Origin of the sequence: Clostridium intestinale DSM 6191, from assembly GCF_900130055.1 — a bacterium.
Classification (GTDB): Bacteria; Bacillota; Clostridia; order Clostridiales; family Clostridiaceae; genus Clostridium_T; species Clostridium_T intestinale.
Genome location: NZ_FQXU01000005.1, coordinates 220193 through 246440, shown reverse-complemented (window position 1 = coordinate 246440; position 26248 = coordinate 220193). Strand labels below are relative to the sequence as shown.

The 26248-nt window shown below is 29.5% G+C and carries 23 protein-coding genes; 1 reads left to right on the top strand and 22 read right to left on the bottom strand.

All coding sequences use genetic code 11. The features are described 5' to 3' along the window. Positions 1-13 precede the first annotated feature (13 nt). The 20 genes from BUA92_RS07715 to BUA92_RS07620 all read right to left on the bottom strand — a co-directional run bounded on the left by BUA92_RS07715 (position 14) and on the right by BUA92_RS07620 (position 21024). Positions 14-1171, bottom strand: a complete 1158-nt coding sequence (locus tag BUA92_RS07715; protein ID WP_207650344.1) for an ABC transporter permease — start codon at positions 1169-1171, stop codon at positions 14-16. 30 nt (positions 1172-1201) lie between these two features. Next, complete coding sequence (locus BUA92_RS07710) at positions 1202-2140, bottom strand: ABC transporter ATP-binding protein (protein WP_073018413.1); 939 nt, start codon at positions 2138-2140, stop codon at positions 1202-1204. A gap of 116 nt (positions 2141-2256) precedes the next feature. After that, a complete protein-coding gene (locus BUA92_RS07705) occupies positions 2257-2913 on the bottom strand; it encodes a response regulator transcription factor (protein ID WP_073018412.1) in 657 nt (218 codons plus the stop codon). A gap of 21 nt (positions 2914-2934) precedes the next feature. Then, positions 2935-4128 carry a sensor histidine kinase gene (locus tag BUA92_RS07700; RefSeq protein WP_073018411.1) on the bottom strand — a complete coding sequence of 398 codons (1194 nt, stop codon included), beginning with the start codon at positions 4126-4128 and terminating at the stop codon, positions 2935-2937. A gap of 132 nt (positions 4129-4260) precedes the next feature. Further along, positions 4261-5439 carry an MFS transporter gene (locus BUA92_RS07695; RefSeq protein WP_073018410.1) on the bottom strand — a complete coding sequence of 393 codons (1179 nt, stop codon included), beginning with the start codon at positions 5437-5439 and terminating at the stop codon, positions 4261-4263. Positions 5440-5607: 168 nt separating this feature from the next. Then, on the bottom strand, positions 5608-6282 hold the full coding sequence (locus BUA92_RS07690; RefSeq protein ID WP_073018409.1) for a response regulator: 675 nt from the start codon (positions 6280-6282) through the stop codon (positions 5608-5610). Then, positions 6275-7879, bottom strand: a complete 1605-nt coding sequence (locus BUA92_RS07685; protein ID WP_073018408.1) for an ATP-binding protein — start codon at positions 7877-7879, stop codon at positions 6275-6277. The genes BUA92_RS07690 and BUA92_RS07685 overlap by 8 nt, the downstream gene beginning before the upstream one ends. A gap of 148 nt (positions 7880-8027) precedes the next feature. Further along, the gene (locus BUA92_RS07680; RefSeq protein ID WP_073018407.1) at positions 8028-8993 is read right to left on the bottom strand and encodes a 2-keto-3-deoxygluconate permease; all 966 of its coding nucleotides are present in this window, start codon (positions 8991-8993) and stop codon (positions 8028-8030) included. 19 nt (positions 8994-9012) lie between these two features. Then, positions 9013-10185: an NAD(P)-dependent malic enzyme gene (locus BUA92_RS07675; protein WP_073018405.1), complete on the bottom strand. Its 1173-nt coding sequence runs from the start codon at positions 10183-10185 to the stop codon at positions 9013-9015. A 240-nt stretch (positions 10186-10425) separates the two neighbouring features. After that, positions 10426-11169 carry a LytR/AlgR family response regulator transcription factor gene (locus BUA92_RS07670; protein WP_073018403.1) on the bottom strand — a complete coding sequence of 248 codons (744 nt, stop codon included), beginning with the start codon at positions 11167-11169 and terminating at the stop codon, positions 10426-10428. Positions 11170-11187: 18 nt separating this feature from the next. Next, positions 11188-11517 (bottom strand): hypothetical protein, encoded by a 330-nt coding sequence (locus tag BUA92_RS07665; RefSeq protein ID WP_073018400.1) that lies wholly within the window; start codon positions 11515-11517, stop codon positions 11188-11190. A gap of 22 nt (positions 11518-11539) precedes the next feature. Further along, positions 11540-12523, bottom strand: coding sequence for a flotillin-like protein FloA (gene floA, locus BUA92_RS07660; protein ID WP_073018397.1), 984 nt, complete (start codon positions 12521-12523; stop codon positions 11540-11542). Positions 12524-12550: 27 nt separating this feature from the next. Continuing rightward, a complete protein-coding gene (locus BUA92_RS07655; protein WP_073018396.1) occupies positions 12551-13048 on the bottom strand; it encodes an NfeD family protein in 498 nt (165 codons plus the stop codon). A gap of 105 nt (positions 13049-13153) precedes the next feature. Next, the gene (locus BUA92_RS07650) at positions 13154-13999 is read right to left on the bottom strand and encodes a sensor histidine kinase (protein WP_073018394.1); all 846 of its coding nucleotides are present in this window, start codon (positions 13997-13999) and stop codon (positions 13154-13156) included. A gap of 343 nt (positions 14000-14342) precedes the next feature. After that, entirely contained in the window at positions 14343-14921 is a 579-nt protein-coding gene (locus BUA92_RS07645) for a cupin domain-containing protein (protein ID WP_073018393.1), read from the bottom strand. Between the two features lie 66 nt (positions 14922-14987). After that, a complete protein-coding gene (locus BUA92_RS07640; RefSeq protein ID WP_073018392.1) occupies positions 14988-15917 on the bottom strand; it encodes a 2-keto-3-deoxygluconate permease in 930 nt (309 codons plus the stop codon). A 62-nt stretch (positions 15918-15979) separates the two neighbouring features. After that, on the bottom strand, positions 15980-17434 hold the full coding sequence (locus tag BUA92_RS07635) for a glycoside hydrolase family 1 protein (RefSeq protein ID WP_073018391.1): 1455 nt from the start codon (positions 17432-17434) through the stop codon (positions 15980-15982). Positions 17435-17452: 18 nt separating this feature from the next. Beyond that, positions 17453-19309, bottom strand: a complete 1857-nt coding sequence (locus BUA92_RS07630) for a beta-glucoside-specific PTS transporter subunit IIABC (protein ID WP_073018390.1) — start codon at positions 19307-19309, stop codon at positions 17453-17455. A 156-nt stretch (positions 19310-19465) separates the two neighbouring features. Beyond that, on the bottom strand, positions 19466-20302 hold the full coding sequence (gene licT / locus BUA92_RS07625; protein ID WP_073018389.1) for a BglG family transcription antiterminator LicT: 837 nt from the start codon (positions 20300-20302) through the stop codon (positions 19466-19468). 185 nt (positions 20303-20487) lie between these two features. Continuing rightward, a complete protein-coding gene (locus tag BUA92_RS07620; RefSeq protein ID WP_073018388.1) occupies positions 20488-21024 on the bottom strand; it encodes a coiled-coil domain-containing protein in 537 nt (178 codons plus the stop codon). Positions 21025-21246: 222 nt separating this feature from the next. Between BUA92_RS07620 and BUA92_RS07615 the strand changes: the two genes are divergently transcribed. Further along, on the top strand, positions 21247-21882 hold the full coding sequence (locus BUA92_RS07615) for a YgjV family protein (RefSeq protein ID WP_073018387.1): 636 nt from the start codon (positions 21247-21249) through the stop codon (positions 21880-21882). 50 nt (positions 21883-21932) lie between these two features. Here the strand turns inward: BUA92_RS07615 and BUA92_RS07610 are convergent, their stop codons facing one another. Further along, positions 21933-25346 (bottom strand): FtsX-like permease family protein, encoded by a 3414-nt coding sequence (locus BUA92_RS07610; RefSeq protein ID WP_073018386.1) that lies wholly within the window; start codon positions 25344-25346, stop codon positions 21933-21935. Between the two features lie 12 nt (positions 25347-25358). After that, a complete protein-coding gene (locus tag BUA92_RS07605; protein ID WP_021800734.1) occupies positions 25359-26060 on the bottom strand; it encodes an ABC transporter ATP-binding protein in 702 nt (233 codons plus the stop codon). Positions 26061-26248: the final 188 nt, after the last annotated feature.

Below are 26248 nucleotides of genomic sequence, written 5' to 3'. Positions count from 1 at the left end.
TTAATTCACCTCTCTAATTATCAAACTTAAATTTCATTGTTCCAATAGCAAACCCAATAACCCCTATAGTTAATAAAATTACTATATTAGTACTTATATTAGAAATATTGGACCCAACCATTATATTGGTATAGCTATTTGTGAGCCAATAATTAAGAGTAGTCTTTATTACATTCCTCATAAAACCCGTTACTGAATCTATTGAATAAAAGGTCCCACCAAAAACAGCCATAATCATAATTACTATTGGTAGTACTGTCTTTAAGCTTTTTTGACTCTTAAATATGCTACCAGCTAATGTTGATATTCCAGCTATGGCAGCTCCATGAGATAGTATTACTATACTAAGTGAACTTATATTACTTCCCCAGCTAGTTTTTAATATAGCGCTGGTTAAAAGTATATACACTCCAACTTCTATCACTGCAATTAAAAATATTGCCATAGTCTTTCCTAATAAAAAATTCATTTTGCTCATAGACGTAGACTGTAGTCTTTTTAGAGTTCCACTTTCTCTTTCTTTTATAATATTTGAAGCCCCTACAGTTGTTAAAAACAAACTAACCATAATAAGCATACTAACTGCATAATATTGCTTTGAATTTATAACCTTATGGTTTTCAAACAGACCTTCCTTAATATAATTTTGCCTCATAATCTTGCTTAATTCATTTTGAAGCTCAACTGAATCAATATTTATTGCCTCTTCATTTAAGGTTTTATTTATTGCTATACTCATATTTAAGTTATTTGTATAAGCTTCAACTATTTCAGAAACAATAGAACCATTTAATTCTTGTGCAGGAGATTGTATTACCTTAAGTGATGTTTCTTCTCCTAAAAGAGTTTTTTTACTAAAGTCCTTTGGAACTATTATCGCAGCACTTATATCTCCTTTTTCTATATCTTCTTCTATGCTTTCAAAATCTCTATCTTCTCTTAAAGTAATGCTGTCTTTTAGATTACTTCCTTTAAATATCTCTTTTATTGATAAAGCTATCTGTCCCTTATCTTCATCTATGATAGATATTTTAAATTCAGGTAACTTAGGCTCTTGATTAAAATACTGCTCATATATAACTCCATTTAATGCAGCTAAGGCAAAAGGCATTACTATATATACAAACACATTAAATTTTATTCCTGATAAAATTTCTTTTAACTCGTTCATAAAAACATATAAAAATCTCATCATATCCCCCTAATCCCTTAATGCTTTACCAGTAAGACTTAAAAATACTGTTTCAAGAGTAGGTTTTTTTATACTTATATCTTTTATTCCTATCTCTTTTTTAATTAAAACTTCAATAATCTGCTGTATACTTCTTTGGGTGTCCTGCATTATTACTGTTAACTTAGAATCCTTATAAACTACTTCTCTTACACTAGTAAGCTTCTTGAGTATTAAATCTATCTCTGGTTTATATTCACTTATGGTTATTTCAACTCTCTCTTCATTCATTATCATCCTCTTTATATGATCTTGATCTCCTTTTGCTATAACCTTTCCTTCATCTAAAATACATACCTTACTGCAAAGAGCTTCTACCTCCTCCATATAATGACTTGTATATATCAAGGTTGAACCATGTTTTTTATTTAATTCTTTAGTAAACTCTAATATATTATTTCTTGATTGTGGGTCTATTCCCACTGTAGGTTCATCCATTATTATTATTTTTGGATAGTGCATAACTGCACAAGCTATATTAAGCCTTCTTTTCATTCCGCCTGAGAATTTTGATACTTTTTCTTTTCTTCTATCTTTTAATCCTGTAGCTTCTAATACTTCTTCTATCCTCTCTTTTAATAGATTTCCTTTTAGAGAATACATCTTTCCCCAAAACTTTAGATTATCTATAGCACTAATATTTTCATAAAGAGCTATCTCTTGAGGAACAAGACCTATATTCTGCTTAGCCGCTATAGGGTTAGTTTTAATAGAGCTTCCATTTATTATAATATCCCCTTTATCTAATTTCGTAAGTCCACATATCATAGATATAAGGGTTGACTTCCCAGCTCCATTTGGTCCTAATAAACCAAATAATTCTCCTTCTTCTATATCTAAGCTTATATTATCTACAGCTAATTTATCGTCATACCTTTTAGTAACATTTTTTAATTGAATAATTCCCATATTTATTACCTCCAAACCTTATATATTCATTATAGACAAATCACCAGTCATTACAGTACTGAGTTAAGTCACCTATACAAATAAAAACCATGACTTAAGTCATGGTTTTGTTGAATCTAATCTACCAACTTATTTTTAAAAGCAAATATAGCTATCTGAGTTCTATCTCTTAACTCTAATTTACCTAGTATTTCTGTTATATTATTTTTAACAGTTCCTTCAGTTAAAAATAACTTTTCTCCTATCTCCTTATTAGAAAGTCCTGAACTTATTGCTTCAATAATATCAATTTCCCTTGAGGTTAATTTATTTCTACTTTTTATTTCTTTTATTCTCTCCTCTTGAGAAAGCTCATCTCTATTTTCTATCATCTTATTTGCAACCTCAGGATGCATAATTATATTGCCTCCATAAACACCTTTTATCGCTTCAAAAATTCTTTCATGAGAAGTATCTTTTAACATATATCCGCTAGCACCATAGCGCATAGCCCCTATGATATATTCATCATCTTTAAATGTAGTAAGTATCAGAACCTTAGTTTCTGGTGAAATACTCTTTACAAGTTTTGTTCCCTGTACCCCGTCACAGTTAGGCATTCTTATATCCATAAGTATTACATCAACTTTTTGATTCTTACATAATTGGTAAGCTGCTTCTCCATCATCACATACTCCAACAACCTCAATCTCCTTATAGGAGCTAAGTATTATTTTCAATGCTTCTCTTATAAGATTCTCATCATCTGCTATTGCAATTTTTATACAAGCCATTAAGTCACCTACTTTTTAAAATTATAGTATCTTTTTTTTCTTAGGAAAAATTATGTTTATCTCAAATCCACTATTCTTTTCACTAAAAAACTCTATCCTACCATCTAAATTATTAACTCTCTCTTGCATACCTCTAAGCCCAAAGTCAGGTATTAAGTTTTCTACCCCTTCACCATTATCCTTTATATTTAACCCAACCTCCTTTTCAGTAAAGTGTAGGTTAATTTCAATAACAGTTGCCTTTCCATGCCTTAGTGAATTATTCAAAGCCTCCTGAATAATTCTATACACAGAAAGGTTTTGATCTGTTGTAAAAACATACTCACTTTTAGAGGTATTAAATTCAACTCTAATTCCTGTATTCTTTTGAAAATTATTAATTAACTCCTTAAGCACAAATATGCTGTTATTATTTTCAAAGCTTATAGGACTTAATTCCCTAACAGCTCTTCTTACATCTTCTAGGCCATTTTTAGAATATGTATACATATCATTTAACATTTCTATAGCCTTATCTTTATCACTTTTAACTAAAAAAGGTAGAGCTTGAATCTGAATATTTAAAGTAGATAAAGTGTGTCCTACTGTATCATGTATTTCCCTAGATATTCTATCTCTTTCTCTAAGTACAGAAAGTTCTTCCACTGTATTTGAATATTCTTCTAACCTATCATAAGCCTCTTTAAGTTCTTGCTCTGAAACTCTTATTTTATCATATAGAAGTTGAGCTTCTTGTTTTCTTACTTTCTCCTCTGCAATAAATCTTCCAAGCCCTCCAAATCCCATAACTATTACAGTATTAAAAATAATATTTGCTATAGGAAATTCCTGAAGATTTTTATAAAGAGGTGTCATACTCTGAAATATAACTGCCAAGTATAAAATTGAAGTTATTATATATGAATATCTTCTATTAAGCATAAGTGATGCATCAATTATAGCTACAAAATAATAAACAAAAGTAAATCCTCCAAAGTTATAGTACAGAAGTGATATTATTCCTATTTCTACAATTAGTGATGTTATAATCGCATATGTTTTGTCTGTAAAAAAATATATTCTTATTTGAGTATTTATTATATAAAGCAATAAAAATACTATAAGAGATTTTATATTATTATTATCTAACTTATTTAAAACAACTATGGACCCTATTACAGCAAAATATATAATATATCTTACTATCAGTAGAAAATCCCCTGACTTTTTCTCCATTTATATACCTCTACTTAAACTCTATTTATGAAAATTATACCACAAAGACTACCATTTACATCCTACTAATTCACTATAAAAACAAAAGATGTCCCCTATTTATGAGACACCTCTTTATATGTTAGATATTTACTATACTTTATTTATTCCAATACCTTCAAAATTTTTTGTTCTAATCAAGATAATTATAGCAACTATAAATGCACCTGTACTTATCATGAAAATCATATAACTATTACCATATTGATATACAACCCCAAATATATATCCAAATAGAGCTCTTCCTATTGAAATTGCCGCATTTAATAATGTAATTGCTGTTCCTAAAACTGATGGATTAACTGAACTTCTAATAAAAGTTAAATTGCCAACTGTTACAATAGAAACTCCTAAACAGTGCACAACACTAACTGCCAAAAATGCATATTGATTTTCAATTAATGAATAAACTCCAAACCTTAAAATCATTGAAGCTACAACTAGAATATAAAATCTCTTAAATCCTAATTTATTAATAAACTTAATAGCTACCGTTAAGAATACAACTTCCGGCAGCACCATAGTGAACGTAAGCCAACTTATAGAAGACTCAGATCCACCTAAAGTTGATACAAGATGGTTTCCTGCATAACTCATAGAAGAATCTACAATTACTGTAGTTAAAATAGTAATAATTAAAATAAATATATATTTTTTATTTGTTATTAGCTCTTTAAAGCTTCCTTCTTGTAATTTCTCTTTATCCTGAGCTTCTCCTGATGTAGAATCCTTAGGTAATCCAAAACAAATTGGAATAGTAATAAGTAATAAGAAGGCATAACTTGCAAATATTGTTCCATCTAACCCAAACTTATCTGCTAAAAATCCTACCGCCATACTTACAATCATATATCCTAGTGATCCCATTGCTCTAATTGAACCATAGTTGTCACCACTTTCATGACAATAATTAGTAGCTAAGGTATCTGCCATAGGCATAGTACCTAATCTTATCATTTCCAATCCTATTGCACATAAAATTATCATTGGATAAGTAGCAGCTTTCCAATATATAGCTACCATTACTAATGAACCAGCGATTGAAAACTTTAGTAATGCATTATATCTTTTGGTTCTATCTCCAACTACTCCCCAAACAGGAATAACACAGACTCCAAACACCAAGCTCAATGCTGTAATTAAACCTATTTGAGAACCACTTAAACCAGCACTTTTTTCTAAATATACATTTATGTACGGCATAAATGATCCAATTGCCCCTAAATATATAAAGTAAAATAGCTTAAAACTTAGACTATACCTATTTTTCATTACTCGTTCCCCCTTCATCTTAAAATGTCTTCAGTACTTATTTACCCTTTGTACCACATCTATTATATATCAATATCCACTTAAGTTCTTTTCTTTTTTTGAAATAAGAAAAACCATGTTATTAAACATGGTCCTACACTTATATTACTTTTTTAAGCCTTTATTATATTAATTTTTACGATACTTATACTGAGGTCTTCCCACTTTACCATATTCCACTAATTTTTCAACTATATTTTCCTTTTCCATATAATCTAAATATCTTCTTACAGTTACTCTCGCAATACCTAACTTTTCAGCTAACTTCTCCGCTGTAAAGTCTTCATAATCAATTTTCTCAATCTCTTCCCATATAGATCTATAAGTGTATTTATTTAAACCTTTAGCAAAATCATCTTCGCATTGTGGAGTGCTTGAGCTAGATATTAAAATATCTAATTCCTTTTGTTCCATTTCATCATTTTTCTTGAATTTATCATATCTGCTTTTAAACTGAAAAAGAGCTTCTTTGAATCTTTCAAAATTAAAGGGTTTTATAAGATAATCTACAACCCCATATCTAAAAGCTTCTTGTATTCTTTCAATTGATTTATCTGCTGTAATTAAAATAATGTCTATATCTATTTCTTTTTCTCTTATCCATTTAAGAAAATCAATACCATTTTCCTTTGGAAGATAAACATCAAGTAATATCAAATCTGGTTTTCTTGCTGATAAAAACTTTTCTGCATCATTAAGATTAGATACTGCTTTATATAAAGTAAATCCTTCTACTCTTTTCAAAAATTTAGAATTTATTTCTCTAACCATAGGGTCATCCTCGATAATCATTACCTCAATCAATCTTATTCCCCCTTTTTATGGGTATTGTTATATTCCAATTAACTCCTTTATCACTATCTAACTTTATTGTACCATTAAAGTCATCAATTATTTTCTTTACAATGTACATACCATTTCCTCTTTGCTCTTTTTTAGTAGAAAAACCTTGAACATATATCTTTTCCCTATACTCTTTTGGAATTCCATTTCCATTATCTTTTATGTTTATGTTTAGAAAATCCTCATTTTCTAATATCTTTACATATATGATTCCTGTTCCATCATTTTTAACCTCATCTAATGAGTTTTCTATTAAATTACCTATAATAGATACTATTTCTTCAGATGTCATGTGTTCTGGTAATCTACTAAGCTTTGAACCCTCATTTATTTCTAACTTAACTCTACATTCTTCTGCCTTACTATATTTTGCAAGTAATAAAGCAGATACTGAGGTGTTTTTTATATTTTGAGTTAAAACCTGACTTATATTATTTCTCGTTTTAGCTATATCTGAAATAAAATCAAGTGCATGATCATATTCTTCAAGTTGAATAAGTCCAGAAATAGTATGCAATTTATTCATAAACTCATGATTTTGAGCCCTTAGTGACCATGCCATTTTTCTTACTCCAGTAAGCTCCTCAGCTAATCTTGTTACCTCTGTTTTATCTCTAAAACTTGCAATTACACCTACTATTTTCCCTCTATTAACTATTGGAATTCTATTAGTTACTATTATGGTATCATTTATTCTCTGCTCTTTTTCAAATTCTGATTTTCCTGTCTCTAGTATATTAATCATTTCTGTATTTGGTATAAGTTCTTCAACATTACGTCCTAATATCTTCTCTTTATCAATCTTATCTTTAAATTGTAATATATTTAATGCGGAATCATTTATAAGGGTAATTCTCCCTAGATTATCTACAGCTACTAAGCCTTCATGAATAGCATCTATAATCCCCATCTTTTCATTATAAAGTTTTGTTATTTCCTCAGGTTCAAGTCCTAATAGTGTGTTTTTTATATTAGTTGATAATAAAAAAGCTCCTAATATTCCTACAGCCAATCCACCTATACTAATTAAAATTATATATATAATAGCTGTATGTTTAGCGGCTTCAATGCTATTAGTAAGTGTTCCTACAGATACAAAGCCGATTTCTTTATTAGATTCATCGTATATAGGAACAAATGCTCTAAGAGCTTTCCCTAGAGTTCCTGTAGCTTCAGAAATATATTCCTTCCCTTCTTTAGCAACCTTATACTCATCTCCACCTACAAAGGCTTTTCCTATCATGTCTGGATTAGGGTGCGAATGCCTAATTCCATTCATATCTACCACAATTATATATTCAATTTGCTCTAAACTTTTAAGTTGCATATTAATGTAGGGAGCTATCTTTCCATCACTATCTTTATTTTCTAGAGCATTTATTATTTCCTTAGAATGTGCTACCATATTTGCTACATTCATAATATTGGTTTTTGCTTTATTTTCTATATTTGTTGTCATCCAAGAAGCTACAAAATAAATAATTATTGATATAGAAACTATAACCACCATTATAACTAGCAGAGTAAGTTTAGTTTGTAATTTAATTTTTTTTCTCATATCTTTTACCTCAAGTCTATACTTAAATAAAAACACGGAAATAGAATTTGTTAGTTTAGATTAAATTCTATAATAGAAATTATTTCATTCCTATTATATCATTTCTTTACTAACTATCTTCTATATTTTCCGTGTCTATTAAAAGCCTTTATGATACAACTGTACTATTATTTAATTTTCTATTTTTTAAAAATTTAAAAGCATAGGTAACTACAAATGGACAAATTATTGCAGATACTACACAAGCAGCTGCTACTTGAGCTGTCGCTACTGTAGCTATAACTGCTAGACTTGGATCTGCAGCTGCTACTGCTGCTGGTGTAGCTACTGCATTTCCTGCTGTAGATCCCGTTGCTAATCCTATTATAGGTTCCTCTTTAAATAATTTAAGAAGTACATAAGCACCTATTCCTGTAAAAGCTGCTACAACTCCTAATAATATTCCTGGCCCTCCAGCTGTTATAATTGTTTGAAGATTCATACCAGCTCCAAGTGGAAAAGAGAAGAATGGAATTAATAACATTTTGCTACTTCCAAGAAATTTTCTCATATCAGGATCTAAATTACCTAATATCATACCTATTACTATAGGAACCATAACAGCTACTAAAGCCATAAAAGGAACTTGAGCAAGTCCAGATGCTCCTAATGCAACTAGTGTAAAAAATGGACCATCTTTTAAAGATAATAAAGCATATGCACCTACATCTGTTTCATCTCCGTATTGTGAAGCTAAAGATGCATATAATCCTCCATTACAGTTTGTTAAAGCTGCTAAAATAGCTAATGGTGACAATCCAAGTACACCTGCTGTACCAAAAACTTTACCTACAAATATACCAATTCCTGCTCCAACTATAAACTTTCCTGTTATAAGTAATGCTCCTTTTTTTATAGCCTTTGGAGCTAACTTAAAGTTAATCTGGGAACCTATTAAAAACATAAAACAAGCTAAAATTGTAGATGATGCCTTTGCATCAAATAATGCCGTTGTAAACCCACCTATCTTTAGAAATTGTGGGAAAAATGTATTAACTAGTACACCTAGAAATAATGGAACAACCATCATTCCTCCTGGTATTTTATCAAGTGTTTTTTTAATTGGAATTTGCATTTACTATACCCCCTATATTTTATATTCTTGCTACGCCTGTTTCTATTGCAGCCTTTTTAATTGCTTCAGCAATGTTAGCTGCTACAGTTTTATCTAAAGCATCTGGAATTACATTGTTTTCATTTAAATCTTCATCCTTTATCATAGAAGCTATAGCATAAGCTGCAGCTATTTTCATCTCTTCATTAATTTCTTTTGCTCTAACATCTAAAGCTCCTCTAAATATTCCTGGGAAAGCAAGTACATTATTAACTTGATTTGGGAAATCTGATCTTCCAGTACCAATAACCTTTGCTCCTGCGGCTTTAGCTTCATCTGGCATTATTTCTGGTGTTGGATTAGCCATTGCAAATAATATTGAATCATTATTCATTGATCTAACCATAGCTTGGCTAACTATTCCTGGTGCTGAAACTCCTATAAATACATCTGCTCCTACTAAAGCATCCGCTAAACTTCCTTTTAATTTATTTGGATTAGTTATTTTCCCAAGTTCTTTTTTCGCATCATCTACTTCTTCTATTCCGTCATAAAGTATTCCAACCTTATCACAAGCAATCAGATTTTTTACACCTGTAGAAAGTAACAACTTAGCTATAGCAGTTCCTGCTGCTCCAGCTCCATTTACTACAACTTTTACATCTTCTATTTTTTTATTCACTACCTTCAATGCATTTATAACCCCCGCAAGAACAACTATTGCTGTACCATGTTGATCATCATGAAATACTGGTATGTCTAATTCCTTTTTTAATATTTCTTCAACTTCAAAACATCTTGGAGCTCCAATGTCTTCAAGGTTAATTCCACCAAAACCTGGTGATATAAGTTTTACTGTCTTAACTATTTCATCAACATTTTTGGTATCTAAACATATTGGTACAGCATCAACATTAGCAAACTCCTTAAATAATATTGCTTTTCCCTCCATAACAGGAAGTCCAGCTTTAGGACCTATATCTCCTAATCCTAATACTGCTGTTCCATCTGTAACTACTGCTACTAGATTTCCTTTTGAAGTATACTTATAAACATCTTCTTCATTTTCATGAATTTTTCTACATGGCTCTGCAACTCCAGGAGTATACGCTAAACTTAAATCCTCTCTTGTTGTAATCTTTACTTTTGATGTTACCTCAATCTTTCCAGAATTCTTTTCATGTAATTTTAAACTTTCTTCAAAATAATTCATAGCTAATAACTTCCCCCTAATTCTTAATTAAATCTTTGTAATCGTTATTTATGTGTAAATGATAACATCAAGTTTTAACCATTGAAATATTATGAACTTTAAGAAATAGTTATGGTCATAAAGAATACTTTGTTTGTTTTTTAACAATTCTTAAACAAAAAATAGAGGTTATCACACTTTATTTGTGACAACCTCTATTTCTATTATGATTTATTGTTTTAAATCTATTCAATAAACTTGCTATAGGCTAAAAAGCCTCTTTATCTCCTCATACTTTTCATGAGTAAGCAACGCATCTTTATCAGTGTTTTTAAGTTTTACAACATAAGTCCATCTTCCATATGGATATATTTTTGTAATTAATGATAAATTTATTATATAAGATTTGTGACTTCTAAAAAATTGATTTTTATCTAATTTATCCTCTATGTCTGATAGAGAAATAGATGTGGTAAAGCTATCTGTTTTTGTATATATAACAGTTGAGCTCTCTTCTCTTTGTATAAGCATTATTTCATTGGTATCAACAAAACTTATACCTTCTTTGTTTTTTATCATAAGCTTATCTAAGCCTTTTTCATACTTTATAATTTTGTCTATACCATCTCCATAGTTGGGTTTATTCAAGCTCTTTATTCTATCTAAAGTCTGCATAACTCTATCTATTTTAAAGGGCTTAACTAAATAATCAAATGCATATAGCTGAAAGGCCTCAGACATATATTCTTGGTGGGCAGTTGCAAATATAATTATTGTTTTAGGCTCTATGTCAGCAAGTCTTTTAGCGCATTCAATACCGCTGCATCCTGGTATTTCAACATCTATAAATACTACCTCTGGGCGTAATTCATTAAATACCTCTATAGCCTCTTCTCCATTATCTATATCTCCAACGACTTCAAACCCACCAGACTTTTCTAATATCTTTTTAATTATAGTTCGTATCCCTTTTTCATCATCAACTATAAGCACTTTTATATCCATAATAAATTCTCCTACCCTTTAGAATCTTCTTCTTTTTCTAGTTTTACTTTTGGGTTTCCCAACTATTTCTGAAAGTATAATTGCTTGCTGAAGTCTCACTGAAGTCAAATCCTCAACAATAGAATCTATTACTCCTTGTGGATTTTTACTCACAAACTTTGGACTATTATCCACTAGGTCTTCTTCAATAGTTTCATCAAATTTCTCATAACTCTCTTGCGTGAATTCTAAATTAGTATTTTCTTTTGCTCTTATGGTTGGTTTGTTAAATCTATTTGCTACCTTCATAGGATCATTTAGTGCTATTGAGTAGTTATTTACTATTCTCATAGCTTCTTTAAATTTCATGTTACCTCACTCTCCTATAAACTTATTTTTTATCCTTATTTTCTTTATCTGTATTAGTTAAACTTTGAGATTTATTTCCTGCGCTAGATATAGAACTTCTCATACTTGTATCTGCAATAACATTTTGCATATCATAGTAGTCCATTATTCCAAGTTTACCTTCTCTAAGTGCATATGCCATGGCTCTTGGTACTTCTGCCTCTGATTCTACAACAGCTGCTCTCATTTCTTGTTCTTTAGCAACCGCCATCGCTCTTCTCTCTTCTGCTTTAGCCTGTGCTATATTTTTATCAGCTTCTGCTTGAAGTGTTTGAAGCTGAGCTCCTATATTTCTTCCTACATCTACGTCAGCTATATCTATAGATAAAATCTCAAAAGCCGTTCCCGCATCTAATCCTTTATTTAATACAGTTTTGGATATAGCATCTGGATTTTCTAATACTATTTTATGGCTATTTGAAGAACCAACAGTAGTTACTATACCTTCTCCAACTCTAGCTAAAATAGTAGCTTCTCCAGCTCCACCAACCAATCTTTCAAGGTTAGCTCTTACTGTAACCCTAGCTTTAACTAGTAGTTCTATACCATCCTTTGCAACAGCTGAAACATTTGGTGTTTCAATTACTTTAGGATTAACACTCATTTTTACCGCTTCCAATACATCTCTACCAGCTAAATCAATAGCTGCTGCCTTTTCAAACTGTAGATCAATATCAGCTCTATGTGCTGCAATTAATGCATTTACTACATTGTCTACATTTCCACCAGCTAAATAGTGAGCTTCTAACTGATTTACAGTTAGTCCCATACCTGCTTTAGTTGATTTTATAAGAGGAATAACAATTTTAGAAGGTACAACTCTTCTTAATCTCATACCAATTAAATTAAATATACTTACCTTAACATTAGCTGCCAAAGATGACACCCATAATCCTAATGGAACAAGTGCAAAAAACACAACAAGAATAATGACAACCACTACTGCTATTATAATTGACTCAATCATTAATAATCTCTCCTTTGAAATATTAATTTATATACTTACTTTTTTGACTAACAACTTTACTCCACTAACCTTAAATATTTCTACCTTTGTTCCAATAGAAATATATTCTCCATCTGAAATCACATCAAACTTAACTCCATCTATATCTACAGAACCTGAAGGTCTTAAGTCAGTAATTGCAACCCCTCTTTTTCCAAGTAAATAATCTAGATCTGAAGAACTTATATATCCATGTTCTTTCTTCTGCTCGTCTGATAATATTAACGGTTTAAACAACTTTCCTTTAGCAAAAAAAGTCATAACCACTCCAAGCATAATTCCTAATACAGCTAGTATACCTAGTGACATTACTAAAACTTGTGCAAAGTTCTGGGCTGTTAATATAACTGCGAGTATAAGGCATATTGCACCTATTATTCCTGGTACTCCAAAACCAGGTATATGCATTTCTATAAGCACAAGTCCAAATCCAACTATAAGTAGTAAAATTGTTATAACTGTAATATCTGGTAAAAATACATTCATTCCGTTTTACCTCCCTCCTTACTATAAAAATACAATACCATCACTAGGACTACTGATTAATATAAACTCTCTAAACAATACATTTTTTGATCCAAACTGTCATTACTAACTCTTTTTAGGTAATGTTACTTCAAAACATGTCCTATTTTCATCTGATTTCACAATTACTTTTCCAGCTGAATTTTCAACAATCTCCTTAACAATTGATAACCCAATACCCTCACCTTTAATTCCCTTAGTAGTAAAACCCTCATCAAATATCTTATCTATAATCTCTTTAGATATTACATCTCCATTATTTGATATACTTATTTTTATATTTTCTAAATCTTCCATAAATTCAACTAACATATATCTATTATCTGGTTTTAATTTTAATGCAAATATTCCATTATCTATTATGTTTCCTATTACTCTGCAGAACTCCCAAGGTTCAACATTAAGATGTTTTAAATCACTTTTTATTTCTAATTCCATATCAATTTTATTTTTTTCTGCCATTTGAAGTTTTGCCTGAAGCAGTGCATTTACAGCAGGTTTTGAGGTCTTTAATGCCTTACTAACTCTTACTATATCCTTGTATACTGGCTCTATATAATTTCTTGCTTCGTCATACTCTTCTAACTCCATAAGTGAGTATATAACTTGAATATGGTTTAAGTAGTCATGTCTTTGAGATCTCAAAGTCTTATTGAGATTTTCAAGATATTTTATTGTATCTATTAAATTAGTGCTACCTTTTTTAAATAAAAGATTATAAAATATAATACCAGTAATAATACTATTTATTCCTATACTTACTGCTATTACATAAATAATAAAATTACCATCTACAATGTATGAGTTTTTATTCTTGTAATAGATAAATAATGTTATAAATATGACCTGTATAAAATTTAATACTATAGATACCAAGACTATTTTAGAGATATTGTAACTCTGCTTTTTCATTCTTCTGCACTTCCCAGTTCTTATATTTGTTATATGTATATTTTACCATATTTTTCTTTTAATATCTGATACATAAAAACACAATAAGACCTCTAAAAGTATTATTGTGTTTCATATAATTAATCGGAATATATATCACTAAATTCAATTGATTATTTTCTCCTGGTTTTCTCCTAAGGTTTTTAAGCAAATTCTCTTAAACAAGTAATTTCATTATAAGTCAAAATCTATAAAATCTCCATATGATTACTCTATTATCCATTTTTTAATGTTACTTTTTATAAATAAAAATAAGGAAATCCTATCATATTTTTAATAAGACTTCCCTATTTTTATAATTTTATTAATTACCAGCTTTTTCAGCAGCTTCAGCTATTGCTTTAGTTTGGTGAACAGTTCCACGTGGATGCTGAGGAGGTGCATATATTGAATACAACTTAATTGGTGTATCCCCAGTATTGATTAAGTTATGCCATTTTCCTGCAGGTACCATTACTGCAAAACCATCTCTAACTCTTCTTTGAAAGTCTAAATTATCACGACTATTTCCCATCTGCACAATTCCACTACCTTCTTCAATTCTAAGAAATTGATCATGAGTTGTGTGAACTTCTAAACCTATATCTTCACCAACATTTATACTCATTAAAGTTACTTGCAAATTATTTCCCGTCCATAGAGCTGTACGATAATTATTATTTTCAAGTGTCATCTCTTCTATGTTTCCCGCAAATGGTTCTGGTCCATAATCCATTAAGTTAATTGGGTTGTCGCTTCTTTCTAGAAAATCATCCATATCATCAAGAAATGGATGGTGGATTTTATTAAATCCTTTAGACATTCTTAATTCATAAAAATATTGGTACATACTATAAGTGTTATATGGATCATAATAAAATGGATTGATGTAGTTTCTATACATATTTTTATTCCTTTCATCGATATATACCACTATAATATTTTATTGACCAATCTCTTGCTACTCTATCTATAAAGATTTTGATATATTTTTAATTAATAAAGGAGTCACTATAGTTGTTAATATAACCCCAAAAGCAATTTGCGCTATTGATACTTGGATAAACTTTTCATAAGTTGGATTAAGTTCTGCAGCTAAAGTGGGAACTACTAAAGAAAGCCCCGCTATTGAACTCATAGCTATTGAGATATTCCCTGATCTTTTCATTAAAACCCTCTCTATTATATATAAAGGCAGTAGCCCAAATAGATAAAACAAAATTGTTACTATTATACCCGATACTCCAGCTTCTAATGCCACTATTATATTTATATTTGCTCCAAAACTAATTCCCATAAAAGGAAGCAGCATTGAGGTTCCATTACTATATAATTTTTTAAAGTTTTCATCTAAATTTCCAAGAAGAATTCCAAGTAAGAATGGGAATAGAGTGGCTATAATAGTATTTATATCTATACCTTGCCCACCAGTAGCGCTTAATATTGTTATAGGAACAGCTGGTACTACTATTAGGTTTAATAATCCAAAAGCTGATGCATCTACTTCATCTCCATAACTATTTATGAGCGCTAGATATAATCCTGGATTGCAGCTAGTTAAAACTGCAATTATTGTTACTATCGATATTCCTAAAAATCCTTCTGCTCTAAAATATTTACTTACTAAAACTCCAATTCCATAAGCTATTACAACTTTAGTTAAACATAGAGGTCCAACTCTTTTAATCATTACTTTTATTTCAAAAATTCTACACTGTGTACCTGAAAAAAAGAGCATAAGTCCAATTAAAACCATAGTTCCCTTGTTTGTAAATAAAGCTGTTGTTGGATTTCCTACTTGAAGTATTTGTGGAAAAAATGTATTAATAATAGCCACTATCAACATTGGTATAATTAATAGTCCCCCAGGAGTTTTTTTCATTTTATTTAATATATCCATCTTTTCCTCCTAAATTTTAACGCTGCCTTATTTAAAGCAGCGTTAATTAAATAAATTTTGTTTTATAATTCTCTACCGTTAGTTTTTATTAGATTTTGATACCAATAAAAAGAATCTTTTTTGTATCGCTTTTTACTTCCATTACCATAATCATCTTGATCTACATATATGAATCCATAACGTTTAGTCATCTCAGATGTACTTGAGGAAATCATATCAATCGGTCCCCACATAGTATATCCTATAACTGCTACTCCATCTTCAATAGCAAGTTTCATTTGTTCAATATGCTTTTTTAAGAAATCTATACGATACGGATCATTTACACTAAAATCATCATTTAGTTTATCTATAAAACCTGAACTATTCTCTAATATGAATATAGGCTTATTGTATCTATCATAAACATGATTCAAAGTATATCTTAATCCAACAGGATCTATCTGCCATCCCCATTCATTTGAAGGTAAATGAGGATTTTTATATACACTATGAACATTTCCTGCCGTCAACTCCAATTGCTCTCCATCATTACTTGAAATCATAGAATTATAATAAGACATTCCAACAAAATCTGCTGTATATTCTTTTATTATTTCTAAATCTCCAGCTTCAATCTTTAACTCTATATTATTTCTCTCAAAATATGTTTTTGAATAATAAGGATAGTTTCCTTTGTTAAGAATATCTAGGAAAAATAAATTTTTCATTTGGTCATCATTTTGCATAGCCATAGCATCTTCTGGCTTGCATGTATATGGATAAGTTGTAAAGTATGCAACCATGCTTCCAATTTTATTATTTGCGTCAATTTTATGAGCTAATTTTGTAGCTTTTGCTGCGGCTACAAATTGATGATGTAATCCTTGGAACAGCATTTCTTCATAGTTTGATTGTCCTTCATTTAATATACCTAAAGTCTTAGCTCCAGCCTTAACACTCATATTTATTTCATTAAATGTCACCCAATAGTTAACTTTTCCTCTATATCTACTAAATATAACTTCGCAGTATCTTAAATATAAATCTATAAGCTCTCTATTATACCAACCACCATATTTTTCTATTAAAACTATAGGCATGTCAAAATGAGATATTGTAATTAATGGCTTCATATTATATTTAAGGCATTCATCAATTACATTATCATAAAATTCTAGTGCTTTTTCATTTGGTTTTTTGTCATTTCCATTAGGGAATACACGTGCCCAAGCGATAGAATATCTAAATACCTTAAAACCCATTTCTGCAAATAAAGCTAAATCTTCTTTATAAGTATGATAGAAATCTATTCCTCTTCTTTTAGGATACTTAATAGTATCAGGATCGTTTTTAGCTTCTTTTATCATTTCCATATTTATCTGAATTTGTTTTGTAACTTTTCTATCATTTTTAGGATTAAATTTCATAACTTCTGGTATGGTCAAAGTTTTTTCATCTTCATTATAAGCACCTTCTGCTTGGCATGCAGATAATGCCCCTCCCCACAAAAAATCCTCTGAAAATCCTTTATTCATAAATATCTATTTCCTTTCTTATTTAATTACTTTAATTATTTCATCATTTTCTACCATATTACTAGCTGTAATTGGAAATATATTTTTATACTCTTCAACATTAGTAATCAATACTGGTGTAATTATATCGTATCCTTCATTTTTTATTGCATCAATATCAAACTCAACTAGTAAATCTCCAGCTTTTATTTCCTGACCATTTTCTACATAAGCTGTAAAATATTTTCCTTCTAGATTTACAGTATCTATTCCAATGTGAATTAACATTTCTACTCCATTATCTGATTTTAATCCAATAGCATGTTTTGTGTTAAAAAGTGCTTCAACCTTTCCATCAAAAGGAGCTATAACTTTACCTTCTGAAGGTTCAATAGCAACACCTTTACCCATTATTCCTTCTGAAAAAACTTTATCATTAACTTCAGCTATATCTTTTAAATTTCCTTTTAATGGACTTCTAATTATAACTTCCTCGCCTAGTTGTGCTTTTACTTCAATTTTAGTTTCAGTTACTTCTCCAATAGAATCTTCATCTATTCTTGCAATGAATGTAAAGATTGCACCTAAAGCAAATGCTGTTACTGTTCCAATTATTATAAAAATAAAGCTATTCGCTTGATATGTTCCTAAACTAAGTATTCCAGGGATTGCTATTGCTGTTCCGCTAGCATTTACTAAGCCAAAGAATCCTCCAACTATTCCAGCTGCTAAACACCCAGCAAAAAAAGGCTTTTTATACTTTAAGTTTACGCCATAGATTGCAGGTTCAGTTACTCCAAATATTGCCGTAATTGAACTTGATCCGGCTGCTGCCTTCATAGTTTTGTTCTTAGTTATCACAAATACTGCAAATACTGCTCCAGCTTGTGCCATATTAGCCGCAAGTGCACTAGGTAACATAGCTGTATATCCTTGTTCAGCTATTTGTTGAATTTGCATAGGCATAATTGAATAGTGCATTCCAAACATAACTAATATAGGTCTAAAAAAGCCTAAAACAAATCCTGCAATTATACCATTAGCTGTAAATAAAAGACTTATAATATTTGATAACCATGTACCTACATAAGATCCAAAAGGTCCTATAGCAATCAGAGTTAAGGGAACCATTACTAATAGTACTAACATTGGAACCAAGATTACCTTAAGCATTTCTGGTATAAACTTATCTATAAATCTGTATACATAGCTCATTACCCATACTGATAATATAATCGGAATAACAGTTGATGTATATTTTACAAGCAATATCGGTAACCCTAAGAAATTAATTGTAGATACACCTGTAGTTGCAATATTTGATGCAGCTGTAAGTATAGTTGGATGCAATAAACATGCTGCTAATGCTATTGCTAAGTATTCATTTGTTTTAAATTTTTTAGCTGCGCTTACTGCTAAGAAAAATGGCATAAAATAAAATACACAATCTGCTATCATATTAAATATTAGTATAAACCCTGATTGAGCATTTACAAATCCAGATGCAGTTAGTATTGATGATAGACATTTCATCATTCCACATCCAACAAGAGCTGGTAAAATTGGAGTAAACACTCCGGCTATTGTCTCTAAAAAAGTATTAAAAGGATTTTTCTTAACTGAAGAGATACTGTCTAAAGATATACTTGTAATATTAGCTTCTTTCACAAACTCATCATATACTTTCTCAACCTTTCCACCTAATACAACTTGAAGCTGTCCTCCGCTATTTTGTGCCTTTAAAACACCTTCTACCATGTTTAATTGTTGTAAGTTTACTTTTTTATCATCTTTTAATACTAATCTCAATCTTGTTGCACAGTGTGTAACATTTGATATGTTCGACTCTCCACCAACTAATTTTAAAGTTTTTAAAGCAATCTCTTTATTTGTCATATTATCCTCTCCTAAAAATATTTTTTATATAAATAAATCAAATCTGCTAGCATTTAAATTTGATATTTAACTTATTTTTAAAATAAAAAATGACCAAAATAAACGTCCCTTAAGTAACGCTATCTTGGTCATGCCTGATCGAATCAGTAACAGTCCTTATATACTATATTCTCTTGATTTCACTCTTTGTATATGCATTATTAAATATAACTTCTCATCTGCAGAGCAAGTCCATCCATAATTTTTATATAAATATTCTTCTATTTTCTTTACACATTTATGCTCTTCATTGTACTTCTTCTTCATAATATCATACATAAACTCATTATCATTTTCTAAATGTTCTTTGTTTAACTGTCTTAATATAAAATATCTAATATGAGTTATAAATCTAGTGAAGTTAAAAGATTCTTCATTAAAGTTAATTTTGAAATGATATTTTACTATATTTAAAATCTCTCCAGTAATTGAAGTTATTTTAGTAGTTTCCATCATATCATTGTCGCCTATTTGGGAATTTACAAAATGTAGTGCAATAAATGGTGCTTCCTCTGAACTTAACTCTAATTTTAACTCCTTATTTATAATTTTTATCGCTTCAAGTCCTATTTTATACTCATTTTGATATAGGTGTTTTATTTCCCAATAAAGAGGACTCTTCACCACAATTCCTTCTTTACTTCGTTTAACTGCAAAATTTATATGGTCACATAAAGCTAGAAATATGCTAGAATTCAATTCTTTGTTCAAAATATTACTTCCATAACTAATTATTTTTTCAGTTACTTCAATGATTTCTGTAGGTATGGATGCTAAAACTTCTTCTGCTTTTGTATTCTTTGGAATAACATATATTTTTTCTATAATAGACTCATCTTCAAGTTCATACGGAATCTTTTTAAATCCTAATCCTTTACCTACAATAATTATATCTTCATTGCTCCTATTTAGTGCTAAGACAACGTTATTATTTAGTTTCTTAATTACTTTCATTTTAATATCACCATTCCAATTCAGAATAAAATTATAATATGAAATAAAAAAGACCAACTCATAGAAATAGCTATGAATTGGTCATGCCTGATCGAATCAGTAACAGTCCGCACATTATGTATGTATTAAATATATCATTAAAACAATTACATGTCAACACTCTCTTCAAGGAATTATAAAAAACTTTAACTTATCACAAAATAAGTTTCTATATATGTAACCATTTGATCTCCAAGTGTTAAATAGTAATATACAGGTATTAAATACCCTGAATAAAACAATTTTTTTGCCTCTTCTTGGTTTAACTGCAATTGTCTTATTAAATTTTGCTGTTGTCTTATACTTATTATATAACTTTCTGCTATAAATGAAACTTCTTCTGCAAAAAATACATCTGGAAATGAATCTTTATATGTAATTTTATGTTGCTCTAAATTTCTTTTAGATTTATTAATTTCATTTAAATAAGACTCTAGGTCTTTGTTTAATGCTTGTAATTCCTCATTAGTTGAACTCTCTTTTATAGCTACAACAATTAAATTTGCTCTTATTCTCTTGATATTTTCTAAGTTTTTAATGATTTCATCTTTTCCTTTTAAATCCTGTATCTTTGGTCCATAAGGCATTGTTTCTACAGATATAGACTTAGCATATACTATATTATTCATGGCTAACATCATAAATATCACTGATAATAGCAAACAACTTATTTTTCTTTTCATATCCCTAATCTCCTTATATATTATTACAACTTTATTTTGTCCTATATAAGTTTCTTAATACTAATTCATATTAAAGAAATATTGATTAACTAAAACCCTATATAATATTCTGTAAAGTTATGCTAAAATATAATTTCTCTGGTATAACTTAAAATTAATGAAAACGTATTATGTTAGGTTATACTAAAAATAGAATATTAAATATATGATAGGAGTTTTACAATGGATAATACTAATTTCTTAGAAATCTTAGGTTATATTGCTTCTTTAATAGTTCTAATTTCACTACTAATGAGTTCAATAATAAAGCTTAGATGGATTAACTTATTGGGATCAGCTGTTTTTTCTCTATATGGTTTTTTGATAGGGGCTTTTCCTGTAGGTTTTATGAACCTATGTATCTGCATCATTAATATATATTATCTTTATAAAATTTATGGAACAAAAGAATATTTTAAAATTCTTCCTCTTAAGGATAATTCACAATATCTTGATTATTTTTTAGATTTTTATAAAAATGATATTAATAAATACAGTAATTCAAATGCTTTTAATTCAATTGACGAATCAATCAGTTTTTTTATTTTAAGAAACCTAGTACCAGCTGGAATTTTTATTGGCTCTAAACATGATGATAAAACTCTTAAAATAGAACTGGATTTTGTTATTCCTGAATATAGAGATTTTAAAATAGGAGCTTTTATATATGAAGCTAATAAAAGCTATTTTTTAGATAAAGGGTACTCAAGATTTATCTGCTACTCGTCAAGTGATACTCATATAAAATACCTAAAAAAGATGGGATTTAAAGAGGTATCAGAAAATGATACAAACACTTTTGTTAAATCTATTTCCTAATTTTTTTAAATATAAAGAGATAGCCTTTTAAGACTATCTCTTTATATTTATTATTCAACTGACTTTAATGCATCAATCATATTTACACTCTTTAGTTTAATATGCATCATAATCATAACCAAAAGTGAAAATAACAAAGTTATAAGTCCCGAATATATATAACTACTAATATATATATCAGGGAACATCATCATGATGTCCGTTTCTGCAGTATTTATTATAAAGATATATAATATTCTTCCCATAAATGAACCTGCGAGTATTCCTAATAACGTTAATATTACATTTTCTCTTAAAATGTACATTGTAACCTCATTATCAAAAAATCCTAATACTTTTATAGTTGATAACTCTCTTATACGTTCAGATACATTTATGTTGGTCAAGTTATACAGTACTATAAATGCTAAGCTTCCTGAAGAAATGATTATAACTAACATTACCAAATTAAGTTTGCTTGCAGAATCCTTACTTGCATTTGAGATTGTTGATGTTAATGTTACATTTATTACTTTTTTGCAATCCATAAGTTTAGTTGATATTTCATCTTCTTTTCCATCAGCTGAATCTAATTTTAAGAATTGTGCATTATATATTGCTTTCTCCCCAAATATCTGCTCATAGTATGATGGTGACATATAGATGAAATGAGCGAAATAATTTTCTGCTATTTCTTCAACCTTTACTGTATATGAATTATTATCTTCATCCTTCATAGTAATCATATCTCCAACGGATGCCTTTAGAAGTTTGGCTAACTTCTCATTGATAATCACACCGTTATCTGATAACTTGTATTCTTCTTTTGTTTTTCTATCATGTAAACTTAAAAACTCATTTAAGCTTTCTCCATCTTGTGGCACATACATACTAACAGTTTGTTTGTTCATTCCTTCTTTACTAAAGGTTACTGATTGTTGATGTATGTTTATACTACTTTGATATCCTTCAATCTGATTTAGAGCTTCATTATATTCTTTATTATCTTCTTCATTATGCTCATCATTAAAGATTACAATAGCTTGATATTTCCAGATGTTATCAAACTGTTTGCCTATAACTACATTGTTGGCGTTTAAAAGTGCAAATCCAGTAACAAGCATCGCCATACATCCAGCTATTCCAAACACTGTCATTATCATACGTTGCTTATATCTAAAAATGTTTCTAAGTGTAACCTTTTGATTAAAGTTTAGTCTTTTCCAAAGTATTGTAATTCTCTCTAAGAATATTTTTTTACCTAATTTAGGTGCCTTAGCTTTCATTAAATTAGATGGATTTTCTTGCAGCTCTACCTTTAATACAAATAAAGATGCTCCAACTGTACATATTATTGATGCTGCTAAAGATTGAATTATATAAGCAGGATAATAATATATTTTAAGAGCTGGTAAGCTAAACATCATTCCGTAAGCATTATTAATTACATATGGGAATACATTACTTCCTAGTAATATTCCAAAAATGCCTCCAAAGATACTAGCTAATGCCGCATAAATCACAAACTTTCTAGATATCTCTAAATCACTATATCCTAAAGCTTTTAGAGTTCCTATTTCAACTCTGTTTTCTTCCACCATTCTTGTCATAGTAGTTAAACAAATTAATACTGCAAGTAAGAAGAAAAATACAGGAAATACTTTAGCAATGTTGTCTATGCTTTTTATAGCATCTTTAAATCCACCATATCCTGGATTATCAGTTCTATCAAAGAAATAATACTTACTCTTATCTAAATCTTTTAACTTATCTTTTTCTTTATCTATTTTTACTCTTGCATCAACTAATTTTAGCTTATTTTCATTTATTTCTTTTTCACCATCAATAAGCTTTTTCTCTGCATCTTCTAAATCTTTTTTGGCCTTATTAAGTTCTGATATTCCTTGCTTTTTACCATCTTCAAGCTCTTTTTGCCCCTTAGATAATTCTATTTTTGAATTATCTATCTGCTTTTGAGCTTCTTGAATTTGTAGCTTACCATCATTAAGTACTTTTAGCTGTGTTTCATATTGTGCTTTACCTTGCTGATATTGATTGATTCCACCAACTAAAGTTGTAAGTTTGGTTATATTTTCTCCCAAAACCTTACTTGCAGAGTCAATACCATTAGCTATATTAATAGCTAAACTAATATCGCTTGGATTTTGCTCTAATCCACTTACTAAAGCACTTAGGTCTTGTAAGCCTAAGTTAGGATTTGATATCATAGCTTTCCAATATTGAATTTTCTCTTGAGTAATCTCATCTCCATCTTTAATATTGCTAGTTGTATCTCTTATATCCTTAGATAAAGAACTATAAGCAGAATTTAAAGTATTAAGTGAGGATATCTGATTCTCATATTCACTAGTTCCTTTATCAGGATCAATACCTTGCTTTATAAACTCATCTTTAGCTTTATCTATTTGAACCTTAGCTTGATTAAGCTGATTTTCTCCATCAATTAGCTTTTGCTTTTGTTTATTAAGTTCAGCTTGCCCGTCATTAAGCTGCTTTTCACCATCTTTTAGTTTTAATTCGCCATCTTTAATTTTCTTTTCGTAATCTTTTAAACCTTGTTCATACTGTTTTTTACCATCGTTAAGTTTTACTTTGCCATCGTCTATTTCTTTTTGTGCATCTCTAAGTTTAATTTCTCCATCTTCTATTTCTTTATAACCTTTATCTAATTCTACCTTAGCATCTGATTTTATTTCTTCTATTCTTTCTACTACTCTGTTAGAAAATAAACTTTCAAGATACTGACTATTTTCTTCCATCTTGTCTTTATATTCATCGCTATATCCATTAACTCCTTGTACATTTTTAAATCTCACATAGATTTCGGTATATACATCCATGGATATATCTGAACTATTTAATACCCCAAAGTAATCAATACTTCCTTTTCCTACAGAAGTTGTACCTCTAGATTCTTTTTCTATATACATTGGATTTTTAACAAATCCAACCACCTTAAAGGTATTTTCCTTAAAGTATTTCATAGTATCTTCATCAGCATCTACTTTATAGGTATCCCCTATTTTCAAGTTATCATCTAAATTGAGGACTTTCTCATCTAATGCTATTTCTCCACTATTTTCAGGCAATCTTCCTTCTACAATAATCGGAGTGTTTATCACTTTAGAATTGTTGGGATCATAGGTCATAAATTTTACTACACTATTTTTACTTATAAGATTTACATCTACGCTATGTGTCCCATAATAGTCTAATATTTTATCATTATCTTTAAGTAAATCTAGATCCTTATCTGTAAGTCCTATACTAGATACAATCTTACTATCCATAAGATTTTGGTTACTATAGAAATTGCTTATAGATGCTTTCATATCTGGTCCACTTGACTTTATACCAGAATAAAAAGCTACACCTAAAAATATTATTGCTAATATTGAGGCAAATCTTGCTTTTGACGATGCTATCTCTCTTACTATTGATTTTCTATATGCACTATTTTTCATTTTTCTCCACCTCTACCATTCTATCTCTTCAATTGGTACAGGATTTTCATTAACTTCAACACTTCTAACTTTGGCATCATTGATTTTTATTACCCTATTTGCGATAGGTGCAATGGCTGAATTATGAGTTATAACTATAACTGTTGTACCTGTGTCTTTACAAGTATCTTGTAGAGTTTTTAAAATTTGTTTTCCTGTTTTGTAGTCAAGAGCTCCAGTTGGTTCGTCACAAAGTAGTAATTTAGGATTTTTTGCAATAGCTCTTGCTATGGATACTCTTTGCTGCTCTCCCCCAGATAACTGTGCTGGGAAATTATCTTTTCTATGTCCGAGTCCAACTAATTCAAGTGTATTGTCCACATCTAATGCATTTTTTGAAATTTGTGCAGCAAGCTCTACATTTTCTTTTGCAGTTAAATTCTGTACCAGGTTATAAAATTGAAATACAAACCCTACATCATGCCTTCTATATCTAGTAAGTTCTTTTTTATTAAACTTTGATATATCAGTATCATCAATTATAATTTTACCTTCATCACAAGTGTCCATGCCTCCAAGTATATTAAGTACTGTTGATTTTCCTGCACCACTAGGTCCTAAGATTATAACAAACTCTCCCTTTTTAATGGAGAAATTAATTCCGTTGTTTGCTACAACAGTGTTATCTCCAATTTTGTATCTTTTATGCTCATCAATAATTTGTATATACGACATTTTCTCCCTCCATTTTCTTTAGTAATTCTTCTATTTATACTAAGAGTTATTAAATAGACATATTGTTGATTCAATAGTACAATATTAGTATAGTTAATTAGAAAGCTACTGACAATAATCATATAAAATTTTATTGTTATTAAATGTACATAAACTTTATAATTGTTTAATTGATAATATTTTATTCA